The sequence below is a fragment of the Aminobacter sp. P4_D5 genome, assembly GCF_056401815.1.
The window spans coordinates 1-11307 of the sequence record NZ_JBFUIP010000175.1 but is presented as its reverse complement, the minus strand read 5'-3'; the positions used below and the strand labels follow the sequence as shown (position 1 = coordinate 11307).

The window sequence follows — 11307 nt, the reverse complement described above, 5'->3', positions numbered from 1 at the left end:
CCCTTCGGCTATCCTCAGGAAGCGCTTGATGCAGCGCTATTTTTTAGCCCTTGACCGCAGCAGCGACTTCGGCGGCAAAGTCGCTTTCTTCCTTCTCGATGCCTTCACCGAGCGCGAAGCGCACATAGCCGGAAATCTTGGCCGGAGCGCCGATCTGCTTTTCGGCTTCCTTCAGCGCTGCCTCGACGGTGAGGTCGGGGTTGAGCACGAAAGCCTGCTTCAGCAGCACGACTTCCTCGTAGAACTTGCGSATRCGGCCYTCGACCATCTTYTCGATGATGTTTTCCGGCTTGCCCGACTGGCGTGCCTGGTCAGCGAAGATCGCCTTCTCGCGCTCGACAGCCGAGGCGTCGACCTCGTCTGGCGTCAGTGCCAGCGGATTGGTCGCAGCAACATGCATGGCGACCTGACGCGCGAAAGCGCGGGCCGCATCGTGGTTGCCGGTCGTTTCGATGGCGACCAGAACGCCGAGCTTGCCGAGATTGTCGGCAACCGCGTTGTGGACGTAGCTGGCGACGACACCTTCAGAAACCGAAAGCTTGGCCGAACGGCGGAAGCTCATGTTCTCGCCGATGGTGCCGACGGCATCCTTGATGGTGTCGCTGACGGTCTTGTCCGAGCCCGGATACTTCGCAGCAGCAACCGCTTCGGTGCCGCCATATGCAAGAGCAACCTTGGCGACGTTGGACACGATTTCCTGGAAGGCCGCGTTGCGGGCAACGAAATCGGTCTCCGAATTGACTTCGACGACGACGGCCTCGCGCACGCCGGTATCGACGCCGACAAGGCCCTCGGCCGCGGTGCGGCTGGCCTTCTTGTCGGCCTTGGAGATGCCCTTCTTGCGCAGCCAGTCGACCGCCTCTTCCATGTTGCCGCCAGTCTCGTTGAGAGCCGTCTTGCAATCCATCATGCCCGCGCCCGTCAGTTCGCGGAGTTCTTTAACCTGTGCTGCCGAAATGCTCATTGTGGCCTCTTTGCTTCAAAATGCGTGAACGCACCACCGAGGGATCGATGATGCGCCGAACGCCGGCGCTAGCTGCGCCCAATCCTGAAAAGGAAGGCCGGTTGCCCGGCCTTCGCGATTACGCCTGGGGCGTTTCGGTCGTCGGAGCCGCGTCGAGCGCAGGCTCGATCGGAGCTTCGGCCGACGCGCCGATGTCCATGCCGAGCGCGCCCTGCTGGCGAGCGATGCCGTCGATCGCAGCCTTGGCAACCAGATCGCAATAGAGCTGGATGGCGCGGGCGGCGTCGTCATTGCCGGGGATCGGGAAGTCGATCTTGTCTGGGTCGCAGTTGGAATCGATGATCGCAACGACCGGAATGCCAAGACGCTTGGCTTCCAGGATGGCGATGGCTTCCTTGTTGGTGTCGATGACGAACATCAGGTCCGGCGTCGAGCCCATGTCCTTGATGCCGCCAAGAGCCTTGTTTAGCTTCTCGCGTTCGCGCTCAAGGTTCAGGCGCTCCTTCTTGGTGAAGCCCTGGGCTTCGCCAGCGAGCAGCTCGTCGAGCTTGCGCAGGCGCTGGATCGAGTTCGAGATCGTCTTCCAGTTGGTCAGCATGCCGCCGAGCCAACGCGAGTTGACGTAATACTGAGCCGAACGCTGGGCAGCGTCAGCAACGATGTCCGAAGCCTGACGCTTGGTGCCGACGAAGAGAACACGGCCGCCGCGCGCAACGGTGTCCGAGACCTGCTTCAGCGCCTGGTGCAGCAGCGGCACGGTCTGGCTGAGGTCGATGATGTGGATGTTGTTGCGGGCGCCATAGATGTAAGGCGCCATCTTCGGGTTCCAGCGGTGGGTCTGGTGGCCGAAGTGAGAACCAGCTTCAAGAAGCTGGCGCATGCTGAAATCAGGCAGTGCCATTCTTTATTTCCTTTTCCGGTTAGCCTCCACGGACCATGACGCTTTTAGCGAGATTGCTCGAAACGCCACCGGGATGGTCTCAGCCGGATTTCTCCCGGGCAGAAACCAAAGTCCGTGTGTGGAATGCGGCGGCATATAGACGTATTGCCGGGCGGACGCAACCCCCAGACCGGGCCGACATCGGCCAAAACCGCGGCTTTCTGCGCCTCAGCGCCATGACATGGAGCGTTTCGGCAGCCTGGACGCGGGTGCGGGCTCTTGGAAATCGGTCCCCGATTCTCGGGACCAGCACATGTTCAGCTGCCGGCCGCCCAGCGCGCCATGCCGGGCTCCTCCTGCGCTGCCTCTTCTTCCACTGGCCTGGGGTCGCGGCGCTTGAAGTTGCGCACACGCACACGGCGAAACACCGCTACGATTTCATCGCGGCTGCATTCGATCGCGCCCAAGCGCACGGCCCGGTCGCGCTCGAAACCGGTGATGTCGTAATGCGGCGCCGAGGTYTTTGGCGGCCCCTGATAGGATGACCGCTTCAGGCCGAGCTGGGCAGCAAAGCGGTGCAGCTGATCCGTGTCATCGGCAAGCAGGTGGCACCAGCGATGGCCCACCCACTTCCAGATTGCCGCGTCGACATAGACGGCCACGATTGCCCGCCTATGGCTTGCAATTGCCCTGCGGCGGTGTGGGAAACAGCGCGAGATTGACCAGCTTGCCGGTCATCGAGAAATCGCCATAGTCCATGACCAGATCGCGCGTCAGGCCGTTTTCGTGCAGCTTGAAGCTGATGCGGTACTCCGGCACTTCCTCGCCGCCGCCCTTGCTCTCGTCAAAATAAGCGATGTCGACGGGCCAGTATTTGTCCTTGGCAAGCCCGGCGAGCGCGGGCAACTCAGGATCGGTCTTGGGCACTTCTGTTTTCTTGCCGACGATGACGGTGGTTGTCATCACCTTGTCGGCATCCTCCGAACCGTCGAACAGGCTGGTCTCATAGAATGTCTCGCCTTTTTCCGCCTTGTCGATCAGCTCGACAAGATGCTGGGTTGGAAACTGGGTTTTGGCGAGATCAACGGAACCTGCCTCCGGCTTTTCCAGCGCCACCTTGAGCCCGTTGGCCTCGCGCGTCGCCGTGCCCTTGACCTCACGATCGAGATTTTGGTCGACAAAGGATTTCGTCACGAAAGAGAAGGTCTTGCCTTCGCCATCCTCGAAGGTGGTCGTTTGCTGGTCTGTCAGCCGCGTGTTCTCGGTCGTTGCGATCTGGGTCACGAAACGGAATTTGACCGTATAGCCCTCGCAGGCCGAACCGTTGAACTCATAGACCATGCGCCCTGAAAGTCCGGTGATTCCCGACCGGTCCGAAGCCTGATCGAGCACCAGATCGTAGACAGCGCGGTGAGGTGCAAGCACTGGTGCTGCAAATGCCGGCACCAAGGGCAGCACCGAGGTGGACAAGGTAGCAAGAAGGACAAGGCGCGTTGCGCGCATACACTGGCTCCGATCGGCGCGGCCATGACAGGCCGCTTTGAATGATGGTCCACCTTAAAAAAAGTCGTGGCGGAAGCGAGGCAAACATAGCACTTTCGGCGCGACCTCACCTACCACCCGAGACTCAGAGATAAGGAAAGACGATGGGCGAAACAATCGAAAAGCGGCTAAGCGATCTCGGCGTCACCTTGCCGGCAGCCGCAGCCCCGGCCGCCAACTACGTGCCGTTCATGGCAAGCGGCAATCTCGTCTTCACGGCCGGCCAGCTGCCGCTCAAGGACGGCAAGCTCATCGCCACCGGCCTTCTCGGCCGCGAAATCGACGTCGCAGCCGGCAAGGAAGCGGCCAAGCAGTGCGCCGTCAACATCCTCGCCCAGGCCAAGGCGGCCCTTGGCGACCTCGAAAAGATCAAGCGCCTGGTCAAGATCACCGTCTTCGTCGCCTCGTCCTCCGACTTCACCGAGCAGCATCTCGTTGCCAATGGTGCATCGGACTTCCTGGTTGCGGCCCTTGGCGAACGTGGCAAGCATGCGCGTTCGGCTGTCGGCGTCGCCTCGCTGCCGCTGAATGCCGCTGTCGAGATCGAAGCCATCATCGAAACCGAGTGAGCCTCAGTCCATGACCGATCTTTCGTGGCTGACCGCCCGCCCCATCGCCCATCGCGGCCTGCATGACCTCAACAGGACCTGCTGGGAAAATACGCTTTCGGCCTTCGAAAGGGCCGCTCAGCGCGGCTACGCCATCGAATGCGACGTGCATTTGAGCGCCGATGGCAATGTCGTCGTCTTTCACGACGATGTGCTGAAGCGGCTGACTGGCACGGATGGCTATATCTGGCAGCGGACGACGGGTGAACTCGCAGCCCTTCGCATTGGCGGCACGGCCGATCATGTGCCAACGCTTGCCGAACTGCTCAAGCTCGTCGATGGCCGCGTGCCGCTGGTGATCGAACTCAAGGGGATCCCGGGGCACGACGCCGGCCTCGTTGCCAAGGTTGGCGAAGCCTTGCGCGACTACAAGGGCAATGTGGCGATCATGTCCTTCGACCATTGGCTGATCCGCGATTTTTCCAGGCATGCACCGGGAATCCCTGCCGGTTTGACCGCGTGGGGCGACCTGGACCATGAGCTGGAGGCGCATTTCTCCATGCTTGCGCACGGCATTTCCTTCGTCTCCTATAGCGTGACGCATCTGCCGAACCGCTTCATCAGCTTCGTGCGCGAAAAGCTCGCGATGCCGGTCATCACCTGGACTGTGCGCGACCAGGACGCTGTGAAGCGGACCTTCGCCCATGGCGACCAGATGACGTTCGAGGGATTTGACCCGGATGCGACGCCGGTGGCGTGAGACCTTGCAACGCCGCTTTTCGAGCGTAAGTAACAACGTATGAGCACTGCGAGCGAAGTAGGGGCGAAGAGTGCGGATGGCGGTTACGCCATCCGCGTTGTCTCAAGCATCACCGAGTTCGATCGCAACGACTGGAACAGACTTTCCGGCACTTCACGAAGTTTGTCAGGAAGTCACTATAATCCATTCCTTTCATTCGATTTCCTGAGCATTCTCGAAGAGGCCGGCTGCGCCATACGCAAGACCGGCTGGCAGGGGCATCACCTCAGACTTGAGACTGCGGACGGCACATTCCTCGGCGCTCTTGCCTGTTACGCCAAGTCTCACAGCCAGGGCGAATATGTCTTCGACCATGGCTGGGCCGATGCGTTCGAACGCGCCGGTGGTCGATATTATCCCAAGCTGCAGGCCTCGGTACCGTTCACCCCGGCCACCGGCCCCCGCCTGCTGGCCATCCCCGGCAGTGACGCCCCTAGGACCAAGGCAGCGCTCGCGACCGCGCTGCGCAGTGTGGCCGAGGGCGTCGGCGTATCGTCAGCGCATGTGACCTTCGCCGAGGCAGAGGAGGTCGATATTCTCGAGGCCACAGGCTTCCTGCGCCGTACCGACCAGCAGTTTCACTTCTTCAACGAAGGCTTTGGCAGCTACGATGATTTTCTGGCCACCTTGGCCTCGCGCAAGCGCAAGGCGCTGAAGAAGGAGCGGCGCGAGGCGCTGGCGGACGACATTTCGATCGAGCGTTTGACCGGCAAGGACATCACCGAGGCGCATTGGGACGACTTTTTCGCCTTCTATGTGGACACCGGGGGCCGCAAATGGKGCCGCCCCTACCTGAACCGCAAGTTCTTCTCGCTGATCGGCGAACGCATGGCCGACGATGTGTTGCTGGTGATGGCCAAGCGCGGCGGGCGCTACATCGCCGGCGCCATCAACTTCATCGGCTCCGACACGCTCTACGGCCGCAACTGGGGCTGCATCGAGGACCACCCCTTCCTGCATTTCGAAGTCTGCTACCATCAGGCCATCGACTTCGCCATCGAGCGCAAGCTGAAGGTGGTCGAGGCGGGCGCGCAGGGCGAACACAAGCTGGCGCGCGGCTACAGGCCGGTTACCACCCAATCAGCGCACTACATCGTCCACCCCGGGCTTCGTCGCGCGATCGCCGAATATCTGGAACGCGAGCGGCGGGAAGTCGCTGAGGTAAGCGAATATCTCGAAGATCACGGCCCGTTCCGACGCGACTGATCTGCGGTCAGTGCGCGACTGATTTCGAAAACAGGTTGATGACGATGACGCCGGCCATGATCAGGGCAATTCCAAGCAGCGCAGGCAGGTCGAGCGACTGGCGGAACCAGACCCAGGCAATCGCCGTGATGAAGACGATGCCGGCACCCGACCACATCGCGTAGACAATGCCGACAGGCATCACTTTCAGGACCAGCGACAGGAAATAGAAGGCGGCTGCGTAGCCTGCGACCGTGACAAGCGATGGCAAAAGCCTCGTGAACCCTTGTGTTTCCTTGAGCGCCGAAGTGGCGACGACCTCAAAGGCCACCGCAATGATCAGGTAGATATAGGTCAACTCTGCTCCTCTCGGCCTCTCGCGGCTTGACGTCCGCAGCACCAGCGCCGAAACATCGACCACGAAACCGCAGCAAACGGGATAGGCCATGTCGAGCACCGCGTACGATCCAACCAACATCTTTGCCAAGATTCTGCGCGGCGAAATCCCCTCGCACCGGGTTTATGAAGACGAGGCGGTGGTGGCTTTCATGGACGTGATGCCGCAAGGCACCGGTCATACGCTCGTGGTCCCCAAGGCTCCCTCCCGCAACCTGCTCGACGCCGACCCTGCGACGCTCGGCCAACTCACCATTGCCGTCCAGAAGCTGGCCAAGGCGGTCAAGGCTTCTTTTGCAGCCGACGGCGTGACGGTCATGCAGTTCAACGAACCCGCGTCCGGACAGACGGTCTACCACCTGCACGTCCACGTCATCCCGCGCTTCGAAGGCGTGCCGCTCAAGCCGCATACAGGCGAGATGGAAAAGCCCGACGTTCTGGCGGCGAACGCGGAGAAGATCAAGGCAGCGCTGAAGGCCTGAACATCGAAATCACAGAACGCTTTCAGATAGCCGCGTCCACCCGCGTTGCGGTCGCTGGCGCCAGCGTCACCATCTTAGCCGCTAGGTCGAAAGCCACATCCCCGCCAGCAAGATCACTTCGGCTGCGATAATGCCGACCAGTATCTTTCGCCCGAGAAAAAGGTAGGCAAGAAAGCCGCAGGCGGCGGCGGYGATGCGCAGCGCCAGTGCCGTGTCGGCAAGCGCTCCACTGGGAAATACGATCAGATTGCCAATGACGGCGGCAACGAGCGCAGTGGCGAGCGCGCGTACCAGCACCAGAAGATCCGAGTCCTCGGAGATACGATCGCCAAGATACACGCCGAGGAAACGCCAGGCATCGGTGGCCAGCCACCCGCCAACAAGGATGAACAGGAACGGCCACCACCAGGTGTCGATTGAGTCGAAGGTCATGCCGGCGCTCTCCGACGCGACAGGCGGTGGAAGGCAAAGGCCGCGCCCCCGCCGATGAGCCCGGCTCCGAGCAGGTCGAAGCCAGGCACGACAAGGTGGAGCAGCGGGCCAAGGATGAGCCCCAGGACCATCGCCACATGCCCTGCCCGCTCGCGCGCCGAACCCCACAGCGAAGTCAGGAAATACATCGGCGTGAGCAGGAAGAGCGCGGCGGAGACTGCCGGCGGCAGGCTGTCGGCAAGAAGATAAACGACGCCCGCGACAAGCATGTTGAACAGCACAAGCGTCGAGCCGAGCCCGGCATAATAGCTGGTGCGCAGCTCGCGCGGGATGCCGCGCAGCCGCTCCATGGCCAGCACCCAGGAGGTGACGGCAACGAAATGCGACAAGAAATAAAGCACCCAGCGCGGTGTTTTCGGTCCGCGAAGCTCGGGCACGAGCACCACCACCATGGGCGTCAGCCGGATCGACGACAGCGCGACGGCAAAGGCCGCCGCGGGCAGCGACGCGCCCGACAGTATCGCGCCGATCAGTACGACCTTGGCCGGCAGCGCCCACACCATGCCGACCATGAAGACGGTCTGGGCGAGCGTCAGCCCCGCCTCCTTGGCAAGCCCGGCAAACCCGATGAAGGCGCTGGCCAGGATCAGGCCAGGGACGGAGAAAGCTGCGCGAGCACCGCGCAGATACCACAAGCGGCGTGTCGAAATACCAGGCGATGAAGATGCGTCGTCAGCAAGCATTGCCGAGGCGCATAGCATGGGCAATCGGACAAGTCAGCGTTTAGTCTTTTTGGCGCAATGACTTGCGGCTTGTGACCGCAAAGGCAGCGATCGCGATGTCATGGCAACGACTGGAGAAAGGTGGATTTTAACGGTTTACGCACGGTCATTGTGCAGGTACGCGTTCTATGGGACGCGAGGAACAGCCACATCATGACAGGTGCATTTCTGCTCGTTTTGCAGGCGCTCATATACTTCGTGACCATGGCCGCGGTGTTCCATTCCCGCCACAGATATGGCATCGGGATCTTCGTTTGCGTGCTTGGGGTGATGCACTTCCTCGAGACCTATCTGGCGGCAGTTTTCTTCGTGCAACTGCCCTTCGGCCTGATCTCGCCGGGCTCGACGGTGATGTTTTCAGGCAAGCTGATGATTTTCTTGCTGCTCTACATCAAAGAGGACGCCGAGACTGTGCGCCAACCGATCTACGGGCTGTTGATCGGCAATTGCCTGATGGTGGCGCTGGCCTTGGTCCTGCGCCTCTATGGCGATGTCGCGGAGATGCCTGGACACCAGCCGGACCTGACCTTTCTGGACGACATGGGCGTCCTGATGATCTGGGGCACTGCCCTGCTCTTCCTGGACACCATCGCGCTCATCCTGATCTATGAAAAACTCGGGCAGCGCATCGCCAACACGCTGTTCAAGCGCATTTTTCTCAGCGCAGCGCTTGTGCTCTCATTCGACCAGCTGATGTTCTTTTTCGGGCTTCATCTCGTGTCAGGCGTGCCTTTCAGCGCGCTCTACGGCGGCTGGATCGCCAAGATGGCGGCGGCAGCACTTTATAGCGCGCTGCTTGTCATCTATCTCCGCTATATCGAAACCAGCCCGACACTGGCAGGCCCCGAGCCTCTGCTGAGGGTGTTCGACAGGCTGACATTCCGCCACCGCTACGAGGACCTGCTGCAGAAGACCGGCAAGGACACGCTGACAGGCACAAGCGACCGAGGCCAGTTCGAGACGGTTGCGCAGTCGCTAATCGATCGGGCGCTGACGGATCGCAAACCAGTGAGCCTGTTGATGATCGACATCGATCACTTCAAGAGCATCAACGACCAGCACGGACATGTGGCGGGAGACAAGGTGCTCAAGGATGTCGCGCGTTCGTTGACCAGCTCGCTGCGCAGCGGCGACCGTCTGTTCCGCTACGGTGGCGAGGAGTTTGTAGCCGTCTGCCAGGATCTGAACGCCGGCGACGCTGCGATCCTCGCCGAGCGCCTGCGCGCCGCGGTCGAAGCCACAGCCTTCACCGAGCCCGGATTGCGCGCCACCGTAAGCATAGGTGTGGCGACCGTAGACGGCGGACCGATATCGGCGGAGCAGATGATCAGGGAAGCTGACACATGGCTTTATCGTGCGAAGAGGCTCGGGAGAAATCGCGTCGAGAGTCCAGTAGTCGCCTGAGCACCAGAACCCTGACAGCAAAAAAGAAGCCCCGTTTCCGGGGCTTCTTCGTTTTGAGATCAACCCTTGCGGGGAAGTTGCGGAACCAGGCTGCGCTTGCCGCCATCCTTGCCCTTGGGATCGGGCCTGGGTTTCGACGACGCCACAATTTTTTTGGCGACCGGCTTCTTGGCAGAGGCCTTCTTGAGCTTCGGACGGTCGGCCGGGTCTTCCTTCTTCGGCTTGACCGGCACTTCGTCGGCAAGTGTCTCGAGCTTCAGGCCGGTCTCGCCGGTTTCCTTCTTCTCGACGGTGACACGTACCGTGCCGCCCTTCCTGAGCTTTCCAAACAGAACTTCGTCGGCTAGCGGCTTCTTGATGTGCTCCTGGATGACGCGGCCAAGCGGACGCGCGCCCATGCGTTCGTCGTAACCCTTTTCGGCGAGCCAGGCGATGGCATCCGGCGACAGGTCGAAGGTCACGCCACGCTCGGAAAGCTGCGCTTCCAGCTGCATGACGAATTTCTGCACGACCTGATGCACGACCGGCACCGGCAGCGAGCCGAACGGGATGATGGCATCGAGGCGGTTACGGAACTCCGGCGTGAACAGCCGGTTGATCGCCTCGACATCGTCGCCTTCGCGTTTTGTCGAACCGAAACCGATCGCCGCGCGTTGCGCGTCCGACGCGCCCGCGTTCGTCGTCATGATCAGGATGACATTGCGGAAGTCGATCTGCTTGCCGTTGTGGTCGGTCAGCTTGCCGTGGTCCATGACCTGCAACAGGATGTTGAACAGGTCGGGATGGGCCTTTTCCACCTCATCGAGCAGCAGCACGCAATGCGGATGCTGGTCGACGCCGTCGGTCAGCAGACCACCCTGGTCGAAGCCGACATAGCCGGGAGGCGCGCCAATCAACCGCGAAACGGTGTGGCGTTCCATATATTCCGACATGTCGAAGCGGATCAGCTCGACGCCCAGCGACAAGGCCAGCTGCTTTGCCACTTCGGTCTTGCCGACGCCGGTCGGGCCGGAGAACAGGTAAGAGCCGATCGGCTTTTCCGGTTCGCGCAGGCCCGCACGCGCCAGCTTGATCGCCGAGGTAAGGGCGGTGATCGCGGTATCCTGACCGTAGACGACACGCTGCAGTTCGACCTCGAGGCCGGCCAGCACCTTTTCGTCGTCGGCGGAGACAGTCTTGGGCGGGATGCGCGCCATGGTGGCGATCGTCGCTTCGATCTCCTTGATGCCGATGGTCTTCTTGCGCTTGTTTTCCGGCAGCAACATCTGCGAGGCACCCGTCTCATCGATCACGTCGATCGCCTTGTCSGGCAGCTTGCGGTCGTTGATGTAGCGCGCCGAAAGCTCGACGGCGGCCTTGATCGCCTCGTTGGTGAACTTGACCTTGTGGAATTCCTCATAATAGGGCTTGAGGCCCTTCATGATCTCGATGGCGTCGTCGACCGTCGGCTCATTGACGTCGATCTTCTGGAAACGACGCACAAGCGCCCTGTCCTTTTCGAAGAACTGACGGAACTCCTTGTAGGTGGTTGAGCCGATGCAACGGATGGCACCCGACGACAGTGCAGGTTTGAGCAGGTTGGACGCGTCCATCGCACCGCCCGAAGTTGCGCCAGCCCCGATCACGGTATGGATTTCGTCGATGAACAGCACCGCGCCAGGATACTCCTCGAGCTCCTTGACGACCTGCTTCAGCCGCTCCTCGAAGTCGCCACGGTARCGCGTGCCGGCCAGCAGCGTGCCCATGTCGAGCGMGAAGATGGTGGCATCGAGAAGCACCTCGGGCACATCGCCTTCGACAATGCGCTTGGCGAGGCCCTCGGCAATCGCCGTCTTGCCCACGCCGGGATCGCCGACATAGAGCGGATTGTTCTTGGAACGGCGGCACAGCACC

General features: G+C 61.4%; 12 protein-coding genes and 1 pseudogene. 5 read left to right on the top strand and 8 right to left on the bottom strand.

From position 1 onward, the window contains the following. Positions 1 to 43 precede the first annotated feature (43 nt). The 4 genes and pseudogenes from tsf to AC1DWF_RS26160 all read right to left on the bottom strand — a co-directional run bounded on the left by tsf (position 44) and on the right by AC1DWF_RS26160 (position 3347). Positions 44 to 964 (bottom strand): translation elongation factor Ts, encoded by a 921-nt coding sequence (tsf, locus tag AC1DWF_RS26175; RefSeq protein ID WP_476842218.1) that lies wholly within the window; start codon positions 962 to 964, stop codon positions 44 to 46. Between the two features lie 118 nt (positions 965 to 1082). Next, on the bottom strand, positions 1083 to 1865 hold the full coding sequence (gene rpsB / locus AC1DWF_RS26170) for a 30S ribosomal protein S2 (protein ID WP_476783167.1): 783 nt from the start codon (positions 1863 to 1865) through the stop codon (positions 1083 to 1085). Between the two features lie 368 nt (positions 1866 to 2233). After that, a pseudogene (locus AC1DWF_RS26165) lies at positions 2234 to 2506 on the bottom strand (DUF4031 domain-containing protein); the annotation flags it as partial. A 10-nt stretch (positions 2507 to 2516) separates the two neighbouring features. After that, positions 2517 to 3347 (bottom strand): cell envelope integrity EipB family protein, encoded by an 831-nt coding sequence (locus AC1DWF_RS26160; protein ID WP_476787578.1) that lies wholly within the window; start codon positions 3345 to 3347, stop codon positions 2517 to 2519. A 143-nt stretch (positions 3348 to 3490) separates the two neighbouring features. On the opposite strand from AC1DWF_RS26160, the gene AC1DWF_RS26155 reads away from it, so the two are divergent. Genes AC1DWF_RS26155 through AC1DWF_RS26145 form a run of 3 tightly spaced genes read left to right on the top strand, consistent with a single transcriptional unit; the run spans position 3491 to position 5939 of the window. Then, the gene (locus AC1DWF_RS26155) at positions 3491 to 3955 is read left to right on the top strand and encodes a RidA family protein (RefSeq protein WP_476783165.1); all 465 of its coding nucleotides are present in this window, start codon (positions 3491 to 3493) and stop codon (positions 3953 to 3955) included. 10 nt (positions 3956 to 3965) lie between these two features. Further along, the gene (locus AC1DWF_RS26150) at positions 3966 to 4694 is read left to right on the top strand and encodes a glycerophosphodiester phosphodiesterase (RefSeq protein ID WP_476783164.1); all 729 of its coding nucleotides are present in this window, start codon (positions 3966 to 3968) and stop codon (positions 4692 to 4694) included. Positions 4695 to 4733: 39 nt separating this feature from the next. After that, positions 4734 to 5939 (top strand): GNAT family N-acetyltransferase, encoded by a 1206-nt coding sequence (locus AC1DWF_RS26145; protein WP_476842217.1) that lies wholly within the window; start codon positions 4734 to 4736, stop codon positions 5937 to 5939. Positions 5940 to 5946: 7 nt separating this feature from the next. Here the strand turns inward: AC1DWF_RS26145 and AC1DWF_RS26140 are convergent, their stop codons facing one another. Continuing rightward, positions 5947 to 6276, bottom strand: coding sequence for a DMT family transporter (locus AC1DWF_RS26140; RefSeq protein ID WP_476785628.1), 330 nt, complete (start codon positions 6274 to 6276; stop codon positions 5947 to 5949). 88 nt (positions 6277 to 6364) lie between these two features. On the opposite strand from AC1DWF_RS26140, the gene AC1DWF_RS26135 reads away from it, so the two are divergent. Next, positions 6365 to 6796: an HIT family protein gene (locus tag AC1DWF_RS26135; protein WP_476785627.1), complete on the top strand. Its 432-nt coding sequence runs from the start codon at positions 6365 to 6367 to the stop codon at positions 6794 to 6796. Between the two features lie 81 nt (positions 6797 to 6877). Here the strand turns inward: AC1DWF_RS26135 and AC1DWF_RS26130 are convergent, their stop codons facing one another. Both AC1DWF_RS26130 and AC1DWF_RS26125 read right to left on the bottom strand, forming a co-directional pair. Beyond that, positions 6878 to 7228 carry an AzlD domain-containing protein gene (locus AC1DWF_RS26130; protein ID WP_476842216.1) on the bottom strand — a complete coding sequence of 117 codons (351 nt, stop codon included), beginning with the start codon at positions 7226 to 7228 and terminating at the stop codon, positions 6878 to 6880. Beyond that, entirely contained in the window at positions 7225 to 7971 is a 747-nt protein-coding gene (locus tag AC1DWF_RS26125; protein WP_476785625.1) for an AzlC family ABC transporter permease, read from the bottom strand. Before AC1DWF_RS26125 ends, AC1DWF_RS26130 begins: the two co-directional genes overlap by 4 nt. A gap of 192 nt (positions 7972 to 8163) precedes the next feature. Here AC1DWF_RS26125 and AC1DWF_RS26120 point away from each other — a divergent pair, with 192 nt between their 5' ends. Next, positions 8164 to 9414: a GGDEF domain-containing protein gene (locus AC1DWF_RS26120; protein ID WP_476787580.1), complete on the top strand. Its 1251-nt coding sequence runs from the start codon at positions 8164 to 8166 to the stop codon at positions 9412 to 9414. Positions 9415 to 9473: 59 nt separating this feature from the next. Here the strand turns inward: AC1DWF_RS26120 and AC1DWF_RS26115 are convergent. Next, positions 9474 to 11307 (bottom strand): AAA family ATPase (locus tag AC1DWF_RS26115; RefSeq protein ID WP_476842215.1); only part of this gene is annotated, 1834 nt, incomplete at its 5' end.

What these genes read in the sequence shown, in the direction of transcription:
- AC1DWF_RS26150 (WP_476783164.1), top strand. Translation starts at nt 3,966, where the DNA reads ATGACCGATCTTTCGTGGCTGACCGCCCGCCCCATCGCCCATCGCGGC.
- rpsB (WP_476783167.1), bottom strand. Translation starts at nt 1,865, where the DNA reads ATGGCACTGCCTGATTTCAGCATGCGCCAGCTTCTTGAAGCTGGTTCT.
- AC1DWF_RS26125 (WP_476785625.1), bottom strand. Translation starts at nt 7,971, where the DNA reads ATGCTTGCTGACGACGCATCTTCATCGCCTGGTATTTCGACACGCCGC.
- AC1DWF_RS26120 (WP_476787580.1), top strand. Translation starts at nt 8,164, where the DNA reads ATGACAGGTGCATTTCTGCTCGTTTTGCAGGCGCTCATATACTTCGTG.
- AC1DWF_RS26155 (WP_476783165.1), top strand. Translation starts at nt 3,491, where the DNA reads ATGGGCGAAACAATCGAAAAGCGGCTAAGCGATCTCGGCGTCACCTTG.
- AC1DWF_RS26160 (WP_476787578.1), bottom strand. Translation starts at nt 3,347, where the DNA reads ATGCGCGCAACGCGCCTTGTCCTTCTTGCTACCTTGTCCACCTCGGTG.
- AC1DWF_RS26135 (WP_476785627.1), top strand. Translation starts at nt 6,365, where the DNA reads ATGTCGAGCACCGCGTACGATCCAACCAACATCTTTGCCAAGATTCTG.